Annotated in this window: 18 protein-coding genes and 2 pseudogenes; 6 read left to right on the top strand and 14 right to left on the bottom strand. The window is 41.8% G+C overall.

The annotated features are described in order from the left end of the window. Positions 1-35 precede the first annotated feature (35 nt). The 4 genes from MHH52_RS12215 to MHH52_RS12200 form a co-directional block, all read right to left on the bottom strand. On the bottom strand, positions 36-2,138 hold the full coding sequence (locus tag MHH52_RS12215) for a M56 family metallopeptidase (protein WP_340008858.1): 2,103 nt from the start codon (positions 2,136-2,138) through the stop codon (positions 36-38). Between the two features lie 2 nt (positions 2,139-2,140). After that, positions 2,141-2,503: a BlaI/MecI/CopY family transcriptional regulator gene (locus MHH52_RS12210; protein WP_340008856.1), complete on the bottom strand. Its 363-nt coding sequence runs from the start codon at positions 2,501-2,503 to the stop codon at positions 2,141-2,143. 145 nt (positions 2,504-2,648) lie between these two features. After that, complete coding sequence (locus MHH52_RS12205; protein WP_340008854.1) at positions 2,649-3,095, bottom strand: hypothetical protein; 447 nt, start codon at positions 3,093-3,095, stop codon at positions 2,649-2,651. Between the two features lie 28 nt (positions 3,096-3,123). Next, positions 3,124-3,462 (bottom strand): winged helix-turn-helix transcriptional regulator, encoded by a 339-nt coding sequence (locus MHH52_RS12200; RefSeq protein WP_340008852.1) that lies wholly within the window; start codon positions 3,460-3,462, stop codon positions 3,124-3,126. Positions 3,463-3,617: 155 nt separating this feature from the next. Here MHH52_RS12200 and MHH52_RS12195 point away from each other — a divergent pair. Then, positions 3,618-4,345 (top strand): annotated as a pseudogene (locus MHH52_RS12195) (SDR family oxidoreductase). Positions 4,346-4,386: 41 nt separating this feature from the next. Here MHH52_RS12195 and MHH52_RS12190 read toward each other — a convergent pair. Beyond that, complete coding sequence (locus MHH52_RS12190) at positions 4,387-5,772, bottom strand: alpha/beta hydrolase-fold protein (RefSeq protein ID WP_340008851.1); 1,386 nt, start codon at positions 5,770-5,772, stop codon at positions 4,387-4,389. 264 nt (positions 5,773-6,036) lie between these two features. Here MHH52_RS12190 and MHH52_RS12185 point away from each other — a divergent pair, with 264 nt between their 5' ends. Next, entirely contained in the window at positions 6,037-6,825 is a 789-nt protein-coding gene (locus MHH52_RS12185; RefSeq protein WP_340008850.1) for a tyrosine-protein phosphatase, read from the top strand. An 88-nt stretch (positions 6,826-6,913) separates the two neighbouring features. Here MHH52_RS12185 and MHH52_RS12180 read toward each other — a convergent pair whose 3' ends face one another. After that, positions 6,914-7,636 carry a sensor domain-containing protein gene (locus tag MHH52_RS12180; protein ID WP_340008848.1) on the bottom strand — a complete coding sequence of 241 codons (723 nt, stop codon included), beginning with the start codon at positions 7,634-7,636 and terminating at the stop codon, positions 6,914-6,916. Between the two features lie 133 nt (positions 7,637-7,769). Next, positions 7,770-8,747, bottom strand: coding sequence for an alpha/beta hydrolase (locus MHH52_RS12175; protein WP_340008847.1), 978 nt, complete (start codon positions 8,745-8,747; stop codon positions 7,770-7,772). A 310-nt stretch (positions 8,748-9,057) separates the two neighbouring features. Here MHH52_RS12175 and MHH52_RS12170 point away from each other — a divergent pair. Continuing rightward, positions 9,058-10,294: pseudogene (locus MHH52_RS12170) on the top strand (IS110 family transposase). A gap of 152 nt (positions 10,295-10,446) precedes the next feature. On the opposite strand, the gene MHH52_RS12165 reads toward MHH52_RS12170, so the two are convergent. The 5 genes from MHH52_RS12165 to MHH52_RS12145 all read right to left on the bottom strand — a co-directional run bounded on the left by MHH52_RS12165 (position 10,447) and on the right by MHH52_RS12145 (position 16,635). Beyond that, positions 10,447-11,586 carry a toxic anion resistance protein gene (locus tag MHH52_RS12165; protein ID WP_340008846.1) on the bottom strand — a complete coding sequence of 380 codons (1,140 nt, stop codon included), beginning with the start codon at positions 11,584-11,586 and terminating at the stop codon, positions 10,447-10,449. 24 nt (positions 11,587-11,610) lie between these two features. Next, a complete protein-coding gene (locus tag MHH52_RS12160; protein WP_340008845.1) occupies positions 11,611-13,299 on the bottom strand; it encodes a VWA domain-containing protein in 1,689 nt (562 codons plus the stop codon). Positions 13,300-13,312: 13 nt separating this feature from the next. Next, complete coding sequence (locus tag MHH52_RS12155) at positions 13,313-14,059, bottom strand: hypothetical protein (RefSeq protein ID WP_340008843.1); 747 nt, start codon at positions 14,057-14,059, stop codon at positions 13,313-13,315. A 409-nt stretch (positions 14,060-14,468) separates the two neighbouring features. After that, positions 14,469-15,710 (bottom strand): molybdopterin-dependent oxidoreductase, encoded by a 1,242-nt coding sequence (locus MHH52_RS12150; protein ID WP_340008841.1) that lies wholly within the window; start codon positions 15,708-15,710, stop codon positions 14,469-14,471. A gap of 46 nt (positions 15,711-15,756) precedes the next feature. After that, positions 15,757-16,635 carry a LysR family transcriptional regulator gene (locus MHH52_RS12145; protein WP_340008839.1) on the bottom strand — a complete coding sequence of 293 codons (879 nt, stop codon included), beginning with the start codon at positions 16,633-16,635 and terminating at the stop codon, positions 15,757-15,759. A 113-nt stretch (positions 16,636-16,748) separates the two neighbouring features. Between MHH52_RS12145 and MHH52_RS12140 the strand changes: the two genes are divergently transcribed. Next, positions 16,749-18,038: an adenylosuccinate synthase gene (locus MHH52_RS12140; protein WP_340008837.1), complete on the top strand. Its 1,290-nt coding sequence runs from the start codon at positions 16,749-16,751 to the stop codon at positions 18,036-18,038. A gap of 179 nt (positions 18,039-18,217) precedes the next feature. Here MHH52_RS12140 and MHH52_RS12135 read toward each other — a convergent pair whose 3' ends face one another. Both MHH52_RS12135 and MHH52_RS12130 read right to left on the bottom strand, forming a co-directional pair. Beyond that, positions 18,218-18,406: a hypothetical protein gene (locus MHH52_RS12135; RefSeq protein WP_313638373.1), complete on the bottom strand. Its 189-nt coding sequence runs from the start codon at positions 18,404-18,406 to the stop codon at positions 18,218-18,220. Positions 18,407-18,595: 189 nt separating this feature from the next. After that, positions 18,596-19,792 carry a stalk domain-containing protein gene (locus MHH52_RS12130; protein WP_340008835.1) on the bottom strand — a complete coding sequence of 399 codons (1,197 nt, stop codon included), beginning with the start codon at positions 19,790-19,792 and terminating at the stop codon, positions 18,596-18,598. A gap of 273 nt (positions 19,793-20,065) precedes the next feature. Here MHH52_RS12130 and MHH52_RS12125 point away from each other — a divergent pair, with 273 nt between their 5' ends. Beyond that, positions 20,066-20,272, top strand: a complete 207-nt coding sequence (locus MHH52_RS12125) for a hypothetical protein (protein ID WP_340008833.1) — start codon at positions 20,066-20,068, stop codon at positions 20,270-20,272. 37 nt (positions 20,273-20,309) lie between these two features. Beyond that, positions 20,310-20,846 (top strand): GNAT family protein, encoded by a 537-nt coding sequence (locus tag MHH52_RS12120; protein ID WP_340008831.1) that lies wholly within the window; start codon positions 20,310-20,312, stop codon positions 20,844-20,846. Positions 20,847-21,178 lie beyond the last annotated feature (332 nt).

Genomic DNA, 21,178 nt, shown 5'->3' with positions numbered 1-21,178 from the left:
TCCCGCGTCTAATACGGGTTCTTTCGCTTTATATTCTACTTCATCGCATTCACTTTCACGAAAGCTTCCGGCACATATTTCTCAGCTATGCTGGTGACATATCCGTCTTTTGTAGTTATCACACACGGTGGTACAAAATCAGTATATTGCTTGAAATATTCAATAAACTCCTGTTTACTTACCTCTTTTTGAGCACCCGCATTAGCGGTATCCACTATAGAATATCTCGTTTCATCTGTAACCTCTAATGGATCGGTATACGTATATTTGTTGAGAATATAAACTCCATTGGGCATATCCTCGTCTGGATTAATATTCAACCCCTTAAAACGAGCGGAATCCTCCATCGTTAACCATTCTATGTTATCAAAATCAAAGGAATGATTATCCATATTAAGATTTAAAACGTATCCCATTAACGTACTTTCGGGGGTGGATGCAAAGTCCTCAGCTGTAGCCTTTTTGTTGACAACAAGCTGATCCAGCTTTACATGTTGACCCATCCCAATATTATTGCTTATATAATTCATGGCGACCTGTAAAGGATCAAGAAGAGCTGGCTCCTCCCCTTGATCAGCCAACGTCTGCTGACGGGCATAATATTCGGCTATCGTAACATCGGTTTGGGGTGTATTGTAATATTCATTTCCATTCGTATCCTTCCAACGTTCAACGCACCAAATTCCTGAATCTCCTTGAACAACTGGCTGGGATAACAACAATTGACTTGTTTCGCCTGTCGTTAAGGGGAATTTCACTAGCATGTGATTCCCACTATAAGTTTCATGTGGAAGCTGATGGTTTGACTCAAGAAATACACGTACTGCCATTTCCTGACCGGCTGGTGTTGACATATCATTCTCTCCGCTCCTGATTACGCCCAAATAGTGCGGTGTCGAATTTATAATGGAGAATAATAGCATTGGCTTTCCCATGCTTCCTTCTTCGGTAATGAAACCATCGACCACATTTTCCGTCATCGTCAGCTTACTTGGATCATCCGGTTTCAAGCGATATTCAAGGCTCCAAATTTCCAAAGGTGTGGCAAGCAGATCGTCGAACGACGCTATTTTTTCAAGCTTAGTAATTTGACTGTTAATTATTTTAATATCAGAACCGTTCTCATAGCTCGTAATGTTCTGGTTCATGAATTGCTCGGCGTAATCCTTTACCGTTAATGAATCATTTTTCGGATTGCTTATGAGTCCCACACACAGCGCTAACACGACAATGATTGCGACTAGAACAACCCAAAAGGTAGGCTTTTTGTAATTTAAAACATTCTTAATTCGCCCTTTTGTGTTGCTCTCGCCAAAGGCAAGTGGTGAACCACCCATAAATCGTTTTCCGGTAGATAATGACAAAAGCGAGGTCGAATATTCCTTTTTGATTCCACTGCCCATCTGTCTTATGACTCTTTCGTCACAGGACTTCTCCATATCATCACTCATCAGATAAAAAGCAAGCCACACCACTGGATTAAACCAATGTATACACAAAACAGTGAACGCGAGAGGTTTTATGATGTGATCGTACCTGTGGATATGCACTTGCTCGTGTTTGATGATATAAGCTTTTTCATTATCGGAAAGACCGCTCGGAAGGTAAATTCTAGGCTTAAGGAAGCCGAATACAAAAGGTGTGGTAATGCCAATGCGCTCATAAACATTTTCGAAAAGAGGTGTTGCAGCTCTTAAGTTTCGTAAAAGTCGAACAGTGGCAACAATGCTGTAGATGAGCAGCAATGCAATTCCAATTAACCATATATATTGGCCTATGATCATCCAAGTGTCCGTAGAATTTACAGGGGGCATACCAACTGAGGTAGCAGATGTAGCGGGTATAAGTACGGTTGATATATTATTTACGGCTTGATCAGATGTATTTATTACATTTTGAATTTGAGGCGTTTGTATATATTGCTTGTTCAGAGGTGAGTTCTGCACTTCAGATGGAATAAAACTAAATATACTCTCAATTGAGTACGGACACAGGAGTCGGAACAAAACCACAGACCATAAAGCATAGGAGAATATTTTGGGAACTTTTCTTAAGAACAGCCGTGCCACGATGATAAACACAATCACATAACTTCCCGTAATGCTCATGTTTAAAATATGTCCAAACAGCTGTTCCACCGTTACTCCTCCTTATGCTCATGGATTAGTCTTAGAACATCATCTATTTCGCTATCGCTTAATTTCCGACTCTTTGTGAAGGCAGCTAAAAATTTGGGTAACGAACCGCCGAAGGTTTCCTGCACGAACTCCTTGCTCTGCTCCGCATAAAAGTCATCCTTTTTGATAAGAGAACCTATCACACCATTGTCATTGATAAAAATCTCTTTAGCTTCAAGTCGTTTTAACATCGTGTATGTCGTTGATTTCTTCCAGTTCAGCTCGGATTCACATAACTTCACCAGATTCCCAGACGGGATCGGTTCATGGTCCCATATTAATTCCGCAAATTTCTCTTCCATTTCGGTCAGTCTGAGATTCTTCAACCTTGCACCTCCCGTTGGTCTACAATTTCTAGACCTTCCATTTGAATTAGAGTTTACAACTTGTAGACCATTTTGTCTATAATAGAATTTTCAGGACAAAAAAAGAGACCCTGTCTTTTCAAACATCGTCTCTTTGTTATCTTTATTAAGGATAATACACAGATAAGTCACGGAACAATAGTCCGCTCTCTTCTAGTCTGTTAAGCTCCTCCTCTACATCAGTTACAATATGGCTTTCTCGCTCATGGGCTGTATTGATTAACCACGGTTGCCCCTGTCTTAAAAAACAAAGATCATCGGGCACTCTAGTCTGCACCCATGAGTACAAGCTCGTGGAATAGGATAGTAGAATATCGACTGCATCCGGTGAACAATGAAAAAAATAAACATCTGCATAATGCCCCATAAGCCGAGTCCCCGGCCAATAATCATCTTTGACGATCTCTTTGAGAAAAGGCTGTAACCGTTCCAATAGTTCATATCCTTCTGGCTCTAACTCCATCTGATCACGTTTTACCAAAATAAATTCATCACACACTTCCATGGCTACCTGTACCAGCGTCTTGTAGGCCTGACCCGTTGGGTCCTGCAAAATAGTATTTATAATAATGTCCGCCCTCCTACTTATTTGTATTATTTAAATACTCCTGATGCATCTTTACCCAGCCACACATGCTATCCAAAACAGTAATTAATGATTTACCATGTTCTGAAATACTATATTCCACCCTCAGTGGAAGCTCATGAAAAATCACTCGATCGATAAGTTGATCCTCTTCAAGCTCCCGTAATTGCTTAGTTAATGTCCCTTGAGAGACATCTGGAATGATCCGTCGCAGTTCACCAAATCGTTTGGTGCCATCTATCAATAAAATAAATAAAATGAGCGGCTTCCACTTCCCACCGATCTTTTCAAGCGTTGTAAGAACTCCCGTCAATCTGGGCTCCAGCAAATCCATTTGATCCCCTCTTTCGAAAGTTATTCTATATCACAGCTAGTACGAACAATCGTACCTAGTACGAAAAAAGTGCGAACTGTGCAGAAATTCTTTTATAGCTAATAATAAAAAACAGAAATAATAAGTCCATTCCACTATGAACGGAGAAGATACACATGTCTACTATTTCATTAAAAAATCAACGCATCGTCATCATCGGTGGAAGTTCGGGGATCGGTCTAGCTACTGCCAAACAAGCGGTTGAACAAGGCGCGTATGTCATAATCGCTGGGCGTTCACAAGATAAATTAGAGAAAGCTCAACAATTTCTAGGGATCGAATCTGTCGAAATTCATTCACTAGATAATCAAAATGAAGAAGACTTGAAGTCTTTTACGAGAAGATCGGAAAATTCGATCATTTATTTACTCCGGGTGCCTCCTATGTTAGAGGACCGATTACTTCAAGCTTAGAGATTGCTCATAGCTGCTTTAATGCAAAGTTTTGGCCTCAATATAATGCTGTGAAATATGCGATCTCATATATAAACCCAACAGGCTCTATTGTTCTGATGTCTGGCGCGTTCGGTCAACGACCTCTTGCGGAAGGTGCCTCCTATGCAGCTTGTAATGGCGCGATTGAGAGTCTAGGAAAAGCATTGGCTGTAGAATTGGCTCCGATTCGAGTAAATGTCATCTCCCCAGGCACCATTCATACCAACTTTAATTGGGTAGGAGCAGAACAAGTAACTAGAGACAAGGCTTACGATGAATATACGAATATGAATATCCTTGGCAGAGTTGGCCATGCGGACGAAGCAGCACATACAACCATTTATTTGATGACTAATAACTATACAACAGGAAGTACTTTGTTTCCGGATGGGGGTTATATTTTACGATGAAAAATAAAAAAGCCAATATTTGTGGGCTTTTTTTAATAAACTTACTTTTTATTAAAGACTATAAGTATTGAATCTTCCTGAACTTCCTTAATTTTATAGATACCCAGATTTTCTGCGGATTCTAGCAGTTGTGTGAAATACTTCGTTGTTGTTTTCAATTTTTCAGCGGAAGACTTCAGGTGGATTAGGATCCCATCCCCTTGCTCCTCTGTTACCATAGATTTCAGATAGTATTTCAACACTTTTACATAATACTCATAGTTTACTTGATGCTCTACGGTGACACCTTCAAAGATAACATTTACATTCAATGATTCCGGCTTTAGGAAGCTCACCCTACCGGTCTTATCTACCTGCCCCACTTCAGGATTAAGCACTTGATATTCAACACCTTCAAAAACTGTATAATCCATACCATTATCCATCGTTATTACTGGATTCAGACGAATATTGGCAGCATCTGGACTGAATAAGTTCAGATAGTCACTTATTTCAAGCTTTGTCGGTTGTCCTGCCTCTTTCCCTGCGAACATGAGTAACGGACTATGTACACGTCTGTTCCAGGACTTCTCATCATGTGTACCTAGAGGATCCATCTGAAAAAATAAGTCTTTCCCAAGTACAAATCCCTTCGATTGCAATATATCCAGAAGTGGATCGATAGGCATACCTTCGGTAACACCCATGTCGATCCAGATTTTCATTACAGGTTTTCCGGACACGCTCACCAATGTTCTAAATAGAAGACCATTTCCCACTATCGTGGTAGGAGATAAAACCCCAATTGATGAAAATACCTCAGGATGCTTATATCCCATCCATAACGCTTGTATTGCACCATATGATGATCCCATGATCATACGATGATCTCGATCAGGAATGGTCCGGTATGTACTATCAGCATAGGGAATAACCGTATCAATAAAATAATGAATAAATTCCTCTGCAGTCGAACCATCCGTAGGAATGGACTCTTCCGGAAATGGAACATACTCCTTTCCTCGTTCTGAGCCATCACTTGATGCGACTGCCACTACAATAACCTTCTCCATTTTCTTATCCGCAACTAGCTGGTCAATATTCTCCTCTACTAACCATTCTTTTCCGAAGGAGCTGGTATTTGTATTGAAAACATTCTGCCCATCATGCATATACACTACAGAATAACGCTCACCGTCGATTTCATACCCTGCAGGCAAATAAACAAATATTCTCCGCTCACCTAGTTTATCTATGTGCACAGTACCTTTTGCCGCAACCCCATGGGTTGGGCTCTCCGATGCCTGAGAAGTATTGCTTATCGTTGGATTGGTGGTTGGTGATGTAGCACCATTTACATTTCCTTTCGTACTACAGCTCGAGAGCGCTACCACAATTAACGCGACAAGTCCCCAAATGCTCCATTTTATTAATCCATTTGGATGCATATAACCCCTCCTGTTCAATAGTTCAAACGTTTTCACATCTACCATTATATAGGTTTAATATGGGATTATAAACATTTTTTCACAAGTAAGAATCCACTATTAGACATCATTTATGGCTTAGGGATATTAGTCTGTAAAATTCCACGTAATCCTTCGTCCAAGACATGATACTATAGCTTATATAGCAAGCCTTTATTGTAAAAGCGACACCCTTTCTACATTTTAGAATAGCCTATTCAATAACCAACCAAAGGTGGTACGAAAATGAACCAGAAACTAGAAACAACAAATTCTAAGCATCGCGTTCTCCCCTTTAAAGGCATCCTCAATTTCCGAGATATGGGCGGATACGCCACCACAGATGGTCGTAGAGTCAAATACGGTTTGTTTTTTCGATCAGCCGAATTAACAGGAATGACCGATCAAGATATAAAACTTTTTAAATCCCTTGGAATTAAGACCATATTTGATTATCGAGGAATAGAAGAAGTTCGTATAAAACCAGATCCAGTCATTCCAGGAGTAAAAAACATTTGTGTACCTGCTCTAAAGCAAGAGGTTCCTGGAGACATGAGAGATGTGGTTCGTTCTGGATTTCTCGAACATTTTACGACAGACTTCCTAGTTAATATGTATTTGGACATGGCATTTAATAACCCTTCCTTTAAACGACTTATGGCAACAATTATGCTTCCAGATGAATTCAGTATCCTGCATCATTGTGCCGGTGGAAGAGATCGCACTGGAGTTGGATCGGCGTTCATCTTCCTAGCACTTGGAGTTCCGAAAGAAACGATTATAGAAGACTATCTGCTCTCCAATCAGACACTTGGTCCTATGAATGAACAAATAAAAAAGCAAGCCTCACAACATCTATCACCGAAGGAAGTAGATACTGTTATGGCTGCGCTTATATTACGTCGAGAATTCATGGAAGCCATTTTCTCTGCCATCGACGAGCGATATAAAAGTGTTGAGGCTTTCCTCGAACAGGAATTCGGCATGACAGCTGATAAGCGCAAGCAGTTACAAGCATACTGTTTAGAAGCTTAATAACTTGTTGAGCGATGAACTAATTCATTCAAATAGAGATAAAAATGGAAAAAAGCGCAGCTCTCAAAGAGCTACGCTTTTTTTCCATTTAATACTGACGTTCTTCCTCGTAGGATACAAACAACATTCTACGCTGTACATCCATCAGCATTCGAATCACCCAATTTGCGATCAGGGCGAAGACAAGTCCCGCTACAACATAAGATATATATTGCTGTGATAAAGTCCAGTCGATATTAAATAAAGCAAATACACTATTCTCCAAAATGTTCAAATCCATCGTTTGCAGGAAAATCTGATGGAGCACAGGTAGTGTAATCAGACCCAGCGCAGCCGCTACGACGGTTATCGTTAGTGAAAAGAAGATGATGCTTGATACGAATCGTCCCATAATCAGCATGATGTTACGTGCAAACTTTGCACCATCAAAGCCTAACTTCATCCGTTGCAGAAAACCTGCTCCCTCTTGCTTCATATCCGCTCTACGCTCTTCACTCGGTCTAGGGATATCCAGCAATGATCTTACTAACTCTTGCTCAAATTGTACGATGTAATCCAATCCTTTGGCTACTGCGAAAAATAAGGGAATACCGATGAAAATGGGTGTTAACCCAATGGATAACGCTAGCCCCGTCACCATAAAGACGAAATATACAATCGTAATCGGTAAAGAGATTATAAAATACAAAATACTCCGATAGGTCTTGGGACTTGTTCGACGTTTGCCGGGTTTAGATTGTGATTTCGATTCTACGGGAATCTGCATGGAATCTAACCCTCCGATCGGCATTGTATACAATTTATCGTTCATTTCTTATGTCCTTCCTCTCACGTTATCAATTAATCTCATTATACGTGGTTAAGAGAAGGCTCAAAACAGTCTTAAGACCGGAGTCTTACCAGACTAAAGGCTAGGATTGATTTACCGAGAAATAGCTACAGCCCTAGTTTATTCCCCCCTTCTCTACCATTCGAAGCAACTCATCTACAACAACTTCCGGCTGATAACTATGAATATAGTGAGAACTGCCCTGTACGATGATTTTCTTCCCAGAGGTGGACCAAGCGGGAAACTCCGCTTGACTGTCCTTCCATGATCGATCTTCATCCAGCTTGCCAAAATAGTCAGCCGTCAAAATGGTAATGGGGATATGGAGTGGCTTTCTACCAGTCATAACGACTTCGGCATTCTCTCGACTTAGTTGTAACTCATCCACCATGTTCCTGTTTCCAATCTTGAGTAATGTACCTTTACGATTTAGTGCCTTTAGCCCCTCAGGCAAAAGCTTATCACCGTTACTTTGGTCAGATACCCATGCCGCGAATCCATCGAAATGATATAACATCCGCAGAATACCTGTCGTTCGGAGTCCCTTATATATCCAAGGAATAACCGTTAGCTCTGGGCTTTTTTTATAATATTCTGGACTTCCACCATCAATAAACACAATCCCCTTCACTTCCTCCGGGAAGCGCTGTGCGTACCGAATCGTTTCTAGAGCGCCGAGTGAGTGACCGACAAATAAATAAGGTGGCTTCTGTTTGGAGACTTTAAGGAGCTCATGAATTTCGTCTGTAATCGTATCGATATCTCGTGGTCTGTCCGTCGCATCGCTGTAGCCGTAACCGAAGCGATCATACACTGCAATCTTTACGTGCTGCTTTAGTCCTTCATACAAAGGATAAAAATCAGCATACGGATTTACCGTTCCCCATCCAGAAGCGAAGACTACTGTAATATTGCCTTCGCCTTCCGTATAAAGGTGCATCTTGTTGCCCTCTACCTCATACAGTTTTCCAACAGGTCTATAAGCTTTTCTGTCTTGTGTTGAACCATACCATTGATACAAGGCTCCAATCCCTATTAGCACCACCAGTACGAGGAGAATACCTAACACCATTTTACGAAACCGCCTCCACATGTTCTTCACCTCCCCTTCAGCTATTCCACAAAAAACTTTCATGAGCCTCGGTTCACATCCCAGAATGAAAATGTTATTTGCTCGTTGCCACCTATGTCTTAATCCAACCATTTCTGTCTATTCTATGAATAGAGGGACAGAAGAAACACGAGGTCTTTAATGGTGGTATAACCCCGTACAAAAAACCGTCTACGGCTGGTCATGAGCACAACCCATTGTCGCCATCTTCGGATGAGCACGTGTAAAAAAATCCTTACTTTCTCAGCAGCCTACTCTGTCCCTCCACACATTTCGTTTGGAGGGTTATTTCATGGAAGCAATTTTAGAACACTGTTGTGGACTCGACGTCCACCGGGATACGGTCGTGGCTTGTCTCTTAAGCGGCAACCTCCAAGATCGTCCCCACAAAGAAATTCGCACCTTTTCAACAATGTCCAAGGGCTTGCATGAGCTTGAGGCCTGGATTCAAGCTGCTTCCTGCACCCACGTGGCTATGGAAAGTACAGGGGTTTATTGGAAGCCTGTTTATCATGTGCTCGAACAGTCTTGTGAGATTAGACTCGCCAATGCTCAGCGTATCAAGAATGTTCCTGGACGTAAAACAGATATCTCCGACGCGGAATGGATCGCCAAACTCCTTCGCTCCGGCCTTATTGAAGGCAGCTTCGTTCCGCCTCAAGCCGGGAACTTCGCGAACTTACGCGCCATCGGAAGAAGTTGGTTCATCACATGACCGCAGAAAAAAATCGTATCCAGAAGGTACTGGAATCTGCTGGCATCAAACTTGCTTCCGTAATCTCCGACGTGTTTGGTGTGACGGGACGCGCCTTGCTCCGCCAACTCATGGACAATGGCAGACTGGATAAGGAATCCGTACGTTCCCTCGTCAAGGGACAAATCAAGAACAAAGTCCCCCAACTCATGGATGCACTGCAAGGTAAACTTTCTTCCCATCATCGTTTTCTTCTCGCTCAATCCTGGCAGCATCTTACTCACCTGGAGCATTCCATTCAGGACTTCGATGAAACCATAGACTCACATTTAGCACCCTATCGTGTCGAAATCGAAATTCTCCGAACTCTTCCAGGCGTGGATGTGACTGCCGCTTCCGCCATTTTAGCTGAGATCGGTGCGGACATGCTTCAGTTTCATTCCGAGCGCCACTTGGCTTCTTGGGCCGGTTTATCCCCTGGCAACTACGAAAGTGCTGGAAAAAAAAGTCCTCACGTATCCTCCATGGCAACCCACACCTAAAATCCATCCTTGCCGAGTCCGCGTGGGCGGCATCCCGAACGAAAAAAACGTATTTAGCTTCGAAGTACTGGAAGTTAGCTGCCCGTCGTGGTAAGAAAAAGGCGCTGATTGCAACGGCACACAAGATGCTCACCATGATTTATCACATGCTCCTTCGACAGCAACCTTATGTAGAACTAGGTGTAGATTACTTGGATCATCTGAATCAGCACGTCAGAGCAAGACGGTTAGTCAAACAATTAGCATCTTTGGGCTACAATGTGCAGCTTGATTCGGAGCCAGAAGGCTCTTAATTCTTGTCACTCAAGCTTTAAATTTTTTTCAATAAGTCCCGGGCATCCTATTGCCTTTTTTCCATCCTCTCTTCATACTCTTGTTCGTGTGCATCCTTACATTTACGTAAAAAAAGTGCGTAAGTTCTACGCACTCCATTGTTCAAACTATTCTACAACCCCAGCTTATTCCCCTTCTCCAGCCGCACGATCTGCTGTTCTCCGCTATCTGCCAGCTCTATGAACTGGTTAATGGTTTCGCGCATTTTAGGGAGTGCTTCCTGCTTATACGTGCTAATTGAATCTAAAGCCGATAATACATCAGTGAATGCCTGTTTTAGTGTATCTACCGAGATACTAGATTCAAGAGATTGCTTATGGATTGCCGCCCCCTGATCTTTCAACATTTTTGAAGTGCCGCTTATTAGCGTGTTGGTCGTTTGATTTAGGAGTTCAATCTTTTTCAGAACGATTCGTTGATTATAGAGTGCACTTGCTACAGTAACGGAAATTTTCAGAGCTGAAACCGTAACATTTCTAGCTCTGTCCACCCCTCTAATTAGCTCTTTATTATTTCTTATAACCACTTCAATGGCCATGATTCCTTGCTGATTCACTACCAGCATCTGTTGCAGATCCATCACACGCTGACGCAGAGGAAACAACACCTCCTCTGTTATGAACCTTACCCTTTCTTCGGACTCATTCCGAAGCTTGGCTGCTTCTAGTTGAGCCTCAATCTCCTGATCCATCAGCATACCGAGTTGAATTTCCTTCTGCAGTTTTTTAGTGAGCTCTCTAAGCGATTGCTGCTCAAACTCTAATGTAGTGTTATCATTTTTCAATACGGTTTTGCCTTTATCTAAAGAAATGATAATATCTGAGATTACAGCATCTGCTTTTTGATACTTCGCAAAATAACTCCGCAATGGGTTAAAGAACTTCCCTAGAAGACCACTTTTGGCAAAATCCACTGCACTTGGGTCCAGATCTTTCAACTGAAGGTTGAGTTCTGTTAAACCCTTGGCTACTTGACCCCCTTCATCCCCAGTCTTTGATAAATTCCCTACCGAAACTTGCAAAAGGGAGTTCTTATCTGAAGATGATCTCATGGTGCTCATCCCGAAGCTATCGATGGATTGAAGGACCTCTTTTCGTTTATCCAAAGATTCTAAATCAAGCTCCAAGATCGTCGAGACATTAGTTATCGCCATTTCCTTCAGTTGCGTTACTTCCTCTGGCTCAGGTTTAACCTGTTCTTCAATCGCCGATTTCAATTTCTCCGGACTTACCACTTCCATAGTAAAAGACATAGAACCCCTCCTAAAAGTTGTAACTTACATTTGAACATTAAGCAGGTTTCCGATTTTATAGACTACGTCGTCTGTATCCGCGTTGATGTTAGCCGCTTCATTAATACTTGAAATGCTCTCCAGTGCTTTAATATTTGCGTTGTAGCCAATGGTGTAAATCGGAATTTTGTAGGTTTCAATTAAGCCTCTGATATCATTCAGTGAATGACCTTCATTCGTCTCTCCATCGCTTAATACAAAGATTAAAGGTTTGATTTCCGGGTTTATCTTCATTTCGTCTTGAAGCATTTTGAGTGCCACCACAATTCCATCAAAAGTCGCTGTCCCCCCATTCGCCTGAAGACTATCTATCGCCCCTACAAACATCGACTGCTGATTCGTGTCGTACTTACCAATAGGAAGGTTTATCGTAACGTTGTCGGAATAGGAAACAAAACCAATACTATTATCCTTGCCCAAGTACTTCTGTCCCGTTAATAATGATTGCTTTAAGCGATTTAAAGGCTCCCCGTTCATGCTACCTGAGACATCAGCTACAAATACTGCCGCAATTGGCTTATTGCCGTTTTTCTTCTCCTTCCACAACTTTTGTGCCGAGGATAATAGACTGCCATCCACTGGATTAACCTCCGAATGATAGTCATTTAGTCCGTTAAAACCTTTTTCCTCACCCAAACGCTGATATTTATCCTGTTCAACAAACTCCGCAAATTTCTTAATAATGTCCAGCTTCTCTTGTGGTAGATCACCTAATGCGTAAAGGGGGCTGTCATGCCTTACACCAAAAGGAGTAAATACATAACTACCCTTTAGTTCGGGCGCATTTGCGTAAATTTGGTACTCTAAGACAAAAGCATCCAGCTTCCCAGTTTTAGCCGCATCACGCATTTGTAAAGTAGTCGACGCGATAAAAGGTACATTCGCTTGGAATTTCTCAAAGCCCTGAACCGCTTGTTCTCCAAGCAAATCAGAGCTGTCAAACGTCCCAAGGGCAGTCACAAGAAAGTTCAAACCTGTTGAGCTAGCAAAAGGATCTGTATAGCCCATAGATAATTCATTATTTGCTATCGCATCTGTAATCGTCTTGACGTTTAAAGAACCGTACTTCTCGACTAACTCATCATATTTCGTTTTATTCGTAACAATACCGGCTACATTGCCAATAAGACGATTAGTTATAAGCTGCGTGTTAATTCCGTTCGCTTTTACCATCTCGCCCCATAACTCATTGGATGGTGTGAAAGCATCTGGTATATATTTACCAGACCTTATGTAATCCGTCGCTGTACCTGAAGCAATATTGCGAATCTTAACCGAAGCAGGTATTCCGTTCACCTCAATATTGGAATTATTGAAATCTGTCGCCACTTCATTCAACCATCCATCATTACCTGTACCAGATTTCTCTGTGGATGAGAAGATTTCGACAAAGCTATCCGTTGTATTGGTTACTGATATAGGAAACTTAGAAATATCCGGTAAGGAATCACCAATCGCTACAGGATCGAGGTCGATTTGACCTTTGACTTGCTCCGCGGTATCTACTTTAATCTTTTTATAAAGTTTATCCAGTCGTTTCCCTGCATCTTCTGACGAGACCTCACTAGTGGTTTTGCCTAAATTAGAGGTTAAAGTGATCCCAAAATAAACAAGAGCAAAAACGACTACTGTTATAATCCCAAGTGCTACAAATGTTCTCCCTTTCCTAGCCATACACATCTTCCTTTCATTGCTTATAGAATTTCGTCTGTTTGATCAATTCATCGATCTCCTTCATACATGGCATATCTTCAACATCTTTATAATTCGTACTGTCCAGTAGCGATATTTCGAGTAGTAATTGATCTAACTTCAGCAGAATTTCTTCGTTTGCTCCGAGATACCCTGTTACATAAGCCAAGTATTCATTGTATAGCGCCGTTTTTTTCTGCACCAATTTATCCGAGAACTGCGCAGGTCTCTGCTGACTGGCAAAAAGGGAGAATTCCGAAGCATCAAAAACACTTAACTTATTAAGTATTCCTCGGATATTCAGATAGAAAAGCTTCTCTACTTCATAACTGACCGCACCAAACTTCTTGAAGCTTAGCTCCGTCTGCTCAAATCTCTGACTAAGGACAACCACTAACGTATTTTTCTTCTTCTCCATCCGAGTTACCTGATCCAAAGCCAGACTAATGTCCTTCTTCAGCACCTTTACATTTCTGTATTGCGTGAGTGCTGATATATAATCCTCATGCGTCTTTATCTCTTTTACAGGTGGAACCACCGAAGATTTAAACAACAAATTATAACTTCCATAAAGGACAACAAGAAGACTAATCACTACTAATGTCACGCCAAAGGAAGTCTCTAAAACACTTACTCCCCCAATTTCGACCCCTAATAACCCTGGTGACAAGACTATAATATTCAGTAACACCACGCTAACTATAAGCCCCAGCAGCTTTATGAATTTTGCACCTTTCAACATACACACCTCCTAACGCATACGAAAAACAAATTATATACGTTGGACTTAAAACATTCTAAAAAGAAAGGGTGGCGGAGGGGAAGGTTGGAACTGTAGGAGCGATAGCGCCCGCCTGAAAGCTTTCTGTAGGAAAGCTCGCTTCGGAAGCATAGGTTGTCACCGGATTTCAACCGTGAAACAGGGTATATGATCAAGAAATCTGGGGACAACAGCGGTCGGAAGTCCAAACATTCACCGCAGTCACGTACTTACCTTAATAGAAAAATCTTAAGTTCAACTAATATTGCGTAGATCATATATACAGCAGCTCTAATTCACTTCTATATATATGGAAGTTTTTCTGTTATTACGTCCGTAATCACAAAAAAACCTTAACAGGCGCAAAGCCCATTAAGGTAAAAAAACTTATTTATACCCAAGCGTCATTCGAATATCCACGTTGCTCCCAGTATCCCGTATGCTCTCCCTCGATCAATTCGATCCGATTCAGCCACTTCACTGACTTGTAAGCGAACATTTTCGGTACAATTAGCCGAACGGGTCCGCCGAGATCGCTAGGTATCGGTTTCCCATCATGCATGACCGCGACCATAACATCGTCCATATCCGCTTGCTCCAGCGTAAGAGTATCTGTATATACCCCATCCCCTGAGTAGAATTTCACCGTCTTTGCTGTGGACTTCACACCAGCCTGTTGTAGAAGATCCTTCAGCTTGATGCCCTCCCAGGTATTCTTGTAGACGGACCAACCTGTCACACAGTGAAAATCACTCACTTGAACCGTCCGTTGTAATTGAACGAATTGCTCCCAATTCCACGTAAAGCTCTGATCAACAAGTCCATCTACCTTAAAGGACCAATTATCGTTCGTGAACTCCGGAATGGGGGTTACTGTATAGACTCGGAATTGCCCCTGCGCCCCACCTCCAAGTGGCGGTGACGATGCAGATAGCGGCTGGGGTGCAGGTAACAATTGATTGCGATTATTCTCGATTAATTTATCGATCGTTTCACTACCACCGATATTTCCAATCGAGCCGCCGAGCCATTTTATAAATGACGGACCGATTGTAATGGCAAGCCCTACGCCGATCGTCCCCCGAATGAACGCTCTACGTGTATAGACCGGCTGTGGTGTATCCTGATGTGTCGAATTGGTGCTCAACTCACTCCCATTCTTTATAGTCCGGCGATTCGGCTCCTTCAGCCATTTCACACGAGTCAGCGAGTGATAGATAATGTAAGGCAGACCCGCCCATGTCAATACATCATGAATGATCAAAGCAAAGTTAGATACATGCGGTCCCACCCTACGGAACTGCCACAACAACACTCCTGAAACGAACCAACCGAGCAACAAGAAGAGCACGACAAGTACATTGAAACGCTGCCAAGGTTTCTCCTTTAGCTGTTTCCAATGTTTACTTGCCAGCAGAAGATAATAGATAACTGGAAAGATAGATGCGATTCCTATCACAATATGCAAGCCTTTAATCCATACTCTGCCTTCACCAAGGAAACCTCGCCAGAAACCACCTACTAGCACAAGCCCCGTCAAGGCCAATATCACGACGATCCAGCCGTTCCAGGTGTGAAGTGATCGCAGCTTTTTCCCATATCCCTTGCGTAGCCGACCAAGCATACCACTCATAGCTTAGCCTCCTCCTCATGTGTATGTTTCTGCACCTGATTTTGTTTTAATCCAATAAGGTTAGAAAGGACTTTGATGCAGCAGAGAGTGGAACCCCCCGAAGAGTCGCTATCCCTATATTACGCTCTGGAAACGGCGGATCTAAAGGGATTTCTACAAGTTCGCCACTTTTTAATTCTTCCGTAACATAATCACGAATAACAAAAGCAAGGCCAAAGCCACGCAAAGCGAACTGAACAAGAAGATCTACACTGCCTAGTTCAAACTCTGGTGTTATTGTCACATGATTGGAGGCAAGAAACCCATCAATATACTTTCTTGTGCTGCCTCCCGGTTCTAGGAATAACAATGGGTACTGCTGAATGTCTGAAATCGGCATTGTCTTGTCCGCCAGATGACGGAAACCTTTGCCACCTACAAGGCAATCTTGGAGCCGTGTACTCTTGCGAAATTCGATCTGTTTGTCAGATGCCGGTAAGCTTACGATGCCGAAATCGATTTTTCCTTCTTTTAATAGGGCGAGCGTTTCCGGTGTTGTTCGATTCGTAATATGAATACGGACATTGGGGTATTGTTCGTGATATTGCTCAAGATAAGACAACAAGTAATATTTGCAGAGGGTATCACTAGCTCCGATATGAATCTCCCCGCTATTCAAGTTGTTCATTTCAGCAATTGCTCGCTCACCCATCTCCACATTCTGAAAGGCTTGCTCAATAAACCGAAGCAGTACTTTGCCTTCCGTCGTTAGATCCACCCCTCTAGAGGTGCGAAAAAATAAGGGGCCGCCCATCTTTTCTTCCAATTGCTTAATCGTGTGACTCACTGCTGGTTGTGTGATATTCAGTCGTTCTGCTGCCGCAGTTAAGCTGCCTGTTTGTGCTACCCAATAAAAAGAGCGATACCATTCCAAATTGATGTCCATTCCCAAGTCATTACCTCACCTTATAATAGATATTACATATATCAATTTTTCTAATGTTATATCTAGCATTATACTTAGATCTGTAGCCAATCACAAGCTTGGGAGGTAATCGTGTGACCGTAATCGCAATTGTAGGAGCTAACTGGGGAGACGAAGGCAAAGGAAAGATGACAGATGTACTAGCCGCTCAATCATCCTATGTAGTTCGTTTTCAAGGTGGAAGTAATGCTGGGCATACCATCATTAACCAGTATGGAAAATTCTCACTTCATATGCTGCCTTCTGGTGTGTTTTACCCTTCAGTTACAAACATTATTGGACCAGGAACAGCTCTTGATACAGAAGTATTAGTAAAAGAATTACAAGCATTAGCAGATAGAGGGGTTCCAAAGCCGAAGTTGTACGTATCTGAGCGTGCTCAAATCGTACTCTCGATCCATCGTTTGTTTGATGAGCTGGAAGAGGAACGACTTGGGTCACAAGGGTTCGGTTCAACCAAGCGAGGTATAGCACCATTCTACTCGGATAAATATGCGAAGCTCGGCATACAGGTAGCGGATTTGTTTGATCCCGTCCAACTTGAGAAACGTCTCGAACAATTACTTGCTTCAAAAAATGTATTGCTGGAGCATTTATATAAGAAAGCCCCTATCCAAGTCTCGGAATTAATGGCTCAGTTGCAAAAGGAAGCTGCACAATTGGTACCATACGTAGCCAATACAACAGAAATACTGCAAGAGGCTTATGCAAAAGGAGAAACGATTTTGCTTGAAGGACAATTAGGCGCTTTGCGTGATCCTGATCACGGTATTTATCCTTACTCTACCTCATCATCGACACTTGCCGGATATGCACCTGTCGGCGCAGGTCTTCCTGCGGCTGCCATCACGAATGTCATTACTGTAACGAAGGCATATTCCAGCTGTGTAGGTGCCGGACCTTTTGTATCTGAATTAGAAGGCCCTATAGCGGATGAACTTCGTACACGAGGTGGCGATGCTGGGGAATTTGGAGCAACAACCGGTCGTCCTAGACGTATGGGCTGGTTTGATGCGGTAGCTACACGTTATGGTTGCTTGATGCAAGGTGCAACGGAAGTTGTGTTAACCAATCTGGATGTTCTTGGCTATTTAGATGAGATTCCGGTTTGCGTTGCCTATGAGCTTGAAAATGGGGAAATCACCGACAAGTTTCCAGCAACAAATAAGCTAAACGCAGCAAAACCGATATTAACGCATTTATCTGGCTGGAACTGCGATATCTCACATATCACTAACTTCGACGAGCTACCAGAGCAAGCTAAAAGTTACGTGGATTTTATTGAAACGTCTATTGAAATACGTGTTTCTACTGTTTCTGTGGGACCTAGACGTGATCAGGTCATTCATCGTACGCTAAAATAATCTCATTACAAGCATAAACGCCTTCGGCGTCCTTATAAGGACGGTAAGTGTTTAAGCGAGAAATATAAGGATAAAATATAGTGTGAAACTTATACTTTCTTATATTTCAAAATAAGGATGCCTAGTTGTACTACATGCAATATGCATATAGCTGCAACTAGGCATCCTTGCGTTACTCTTTACACCAATACTGCATCCACTTTCGTCTGTGGTGCCTTGTCACAACGCTTACAGACCTTGATGACTGCTCCGTCCGTTTTTTTCTTGGGATAAAGCAGTTTAATACGCGTGTTCTGACAAATCGGGCAAGTTCCTCTTCCTTTGGATGGTAAATTCCAAAGTGCATGTCCACGTTTTGACTTTGCCATGAATAAACCCCTCATTTCGGTCAACAAATAGTCAACACTTCGTTCTGAAAGTGCTTCTCCCAAAAGATATGCTTCAGAGACAGGCTCTATGACTAAAACAATGCCGAAGAGGTCGAATATATGAAAAGGACGCCTGGTGATTAACCTGAAGGCGTCCTTTGATTAATATGAAGTTATAGTTCCCTTACATTAATTCGTATAAATCATAGAAACAACACCATTTGTAAAGGTAACGTAATTATAATTTCTATACTGCCAAGTTTCCACTTTAATCCCACTGCCGGATAGACTGGATTTATTAATTGGAGTGCCCCAGCTTAATTCTACTTGCTGCTTCGTCATCCCTGTCGAAATTGTACCCGCCTTGATCTTCGCCCAAATCGCATTAGACCATTTATAGATTTTGGTAGGATCAGACGTAAAGAAATACTCTTTGGTTCCCAGAACAGAAGTAACCTGATCGTATGCCATATAATAAGTATTCACAACTTTACCTGATGACAATTGAAAAGAAATTGCAAACTCATTATCGTCGTTCACTAGAATATCAACAATCGTTGCTTTTTGGAATTTATAGCCGGAGTCAAACTGGTTGAACCAATAGGTCTTCCCAATCAGCTTAGCGAGATCTCCTTGAGACTGTTTTTTGAGTATATTAAACGTATTTTTCGTGTGTGCAAATAACTCTGCTTTGCCGAAATAGATATTCATAGTCTCATAAGGACCAGTGAAGTCCAGCACTGCTCCCAATGCAGTTTTTAACAGGGTCGAAGGGAATACTGCAACTCCATCCACAGTCTGCACTTTACCATTCATTTTCACCTTATTACCATTCACCATAGCAATATCGCTTCCTAGTTGAAGCTGAATCGGCAAATCTCCCAGACGAATACTAAATGTCTTAGTGGCTGTATTAGCCTGAACAGAAGCGCCCAAGCTCTTGAATACGGATTGTACAGGCAAATACATCGTGCCACTTATTATTACAGCTTTATCGATGTACTTGTCAGCACTGATAGAGACACTTAAAGTTTTGGAAGCTGATCCTGAACGTACTGTTACTTTTGTTTCACCAACGGCTAATGCTTTTATTGTACCGTCCGCTTGCTTTTGCAATAGGTAAGGCTTCTCAATCACCATATCTGCTTGCGCAAGTGGTACGCGTTCGGATGAGCCATCAGGCCCTTTTGCATAAATTTGCACTGGAACCTTATCCCCAACGTTCATTTCCGTATAATCCATTTGAAAAATCAAATCATCCGTGCTTGAAATCGACTGTTCGTTCACTACATTTGTGCTATTCGCATCTGCTGCCTTCGCTGTATGAATTGGACCATACATAGATACTGCTAGTACTGCTGCAATACTCCATTTAATAGCTTTCATTTTCCAAAATCCCCCTCTAGTAAATAAACCACTATTACTGTATCACAATTCCACTATTTTAGTAGATAAAAATGGAAGGATAGTGATCTTATATTTTTATAATGTGTAATTATTATGAAAAATAAAGGGAATCACATGGATCTACAAGAAGTACAGAGTAAGCATTACAGAGTCTACCATTTATAATATTGAATTGGGAGTGATCGACCGAGATAACCATTAACAATGCCTTACAGGTGAGATTAGTGATCGATATGGAAAAAGCGTTATCCCGTGGACTGGAAAGGTCCGACATTTAGCTGGGATACTTACAGTTATTCAGACTTTGATGGAGTGGAGTCTTTATATGAAGAGTTTTTATCCAAAGGCGCCTTCATTGTATATGAACCACAAATCGAAGAAATGGGTAACAAAAAGTGGAAAGAGTTTGCCATCAAGGATGTAGACGGTTATGTAGTCGTATTTCGAGGTAGCAACTGAAGACCAATCAAAATCTTAGACTAGGAGTGTTATATTCGTGGAAATAATAACCGACAGATTAATTTTAAGAGATTATACAAGCGGTGATAATTCTTTTTATAATGAACTAGAACAAAATCCTTTATCCCATAAATATGAGAACACTGCACCTGATGCACAACAAATTAAAGATGACTTCCTTTCGATTTTGTCTCACATTACAAGCGATCCACGTGAACATTATGATCTTGCAGTATGTACAAAACAGGATATGAAGCCCATCGGTAATGTGAGTATAAAGTTAAACTGGGAAGAAATCAGAGAATGGGAAATTGGTTGGGTCCTACTCCCGGAATATTGGAAAATGGGATATGCAACTGAAGCCGTAAAGAATCTGATAGGATACGCCTTTAAATCCCTTAATGCACATAGGGTTGTTGCTTATGCCAACGCAGAGAATGTGCAATCTGAGAAAGTAATGATTAGAGCAGGGATGTGTAAGGACGGGGTTCTTAGGGAGACTAGATTCTGTAATCAACAATGGTGCAACGAGATCATCTATTCCTCTTTGGAGCAAGAGTGGACTAATTTATAAAGGGAGGTGCCTCAATAGTAGTGAATGCTACTTATGAGGCAGCTTCTTTTTTATAGAATATTCCATAATAGGTTCTCACTTAAGCATTAGACTTTTGAGGTTGGGTGTGGCAGTGGGTGATGTGCTGTATGCGGAGTGGGATTAACACTAATTAAGGAAAAGCTCCCTATAAATAGTCGATATTAGCTAATAATGAATGAAATTAGGGAATTTCTCCCTATATATCAGGCTAATCCCTTTGATTTTCATCAAATCAGACGAATTTAAGGGATATTTTCCCTAATTATAAGTCTGGCGACCAATAATCTCATAATTACAGGGAGAAATTCCCT

The organism is Paenibacillus sp. FSL K6-0276 (assembly GCF_037977235.1).
Classification (GTDB): Bacteria; Bacillota; Bacilli; order Paenibacillales; family Paenibacillaceae; genus Paenibacillus_AQ.
This window is presented reverse-complemented; position numbering and strand designations above follow the sequence as displayed.

Coding starts and splice junctions, on each gene's coding strand:
- MHH52_RS12200 (WP_340008852.1), bottom strand. CDS start 3,462: ATGGATTTGCTGGAGCCCAGATTGACGGGAGTTCTTACAACGCTTGAA.
- MHH52_RS12190 (WP_340008851.1), bottom strand. CDS start 5,772: ATGCATCCAAATGGATTAATAAAATGGAGCATTTGGGGACTTGTCGCG.
- MHH52_RS12185 (WP_340008850.1), top strand. CDS start 6,037: ATGAACCAGAAACTAGAAACAACAAATTCTAAGCATCGCGTTCTCCCC.
- MHH52_RS12180 (WP_340008848.1), bottom strand. CDS start 7,636: ATGAACGATAAATTGTATACAATGCCGATCGGAGGGTTAGATTCCATG.
- MHH52_RS12175 (WP_340008847.1), bottom strand. CDS start 8,747: ATGTGGAGGCGGTTTCGTAAAATGGTGTTAGGTATTCTCCTCGTACTG.
- MHH52_RS12165 (WP_340008846.1), bottom strand. CDS start 11,586: ATGTCTTTTACTATGGAAGTGGTAAGTCCGGAGAAATTGAAATCGGCG.
- MHH52_RS12160 (WP_340008845.1), bottom strand. CDS start 13,299: ATGGCTAGGAAAGGGAGAACATTTGTAGCACTTGGGATTATAACAGTA.
- MHH52_RS12155 (WP_340008843.1), bottom strand. CDS start 14,059: ATGTTGAAAGGTGCAAAATTCATAAAGCTGCTGGGGCTTATAGTTAGC.
- MHH52_RS12150 (WP_340008841.1), bottom strand. CDS start 15,710: ATGAGTGGTATGCTTGGTCGGCTACGCAAGGGATATGGGAAAAAGCTG.
- MHH52_RS12145 (WP_340008839.1), bottom strand. CDS start 16,635: ATGGACATCAATTTGGAATGGTATCGCTCTTTTTATTGGGTAGCACAA.
- MHH52_RS12135 (WP_313638373.1), bottom strand. CDS start 18,406: ATGGCAAAGTCAAAACGTGGACATGCACTTTGGAATTTACCATCCAAA.
- MHH52_RS12130 (WP_340008835.1), bottom strand. CDS start 19,792: ATGAAAGCTATTAAATGGAGTATTGCAGCAGTACTAGCAGTATCTATG.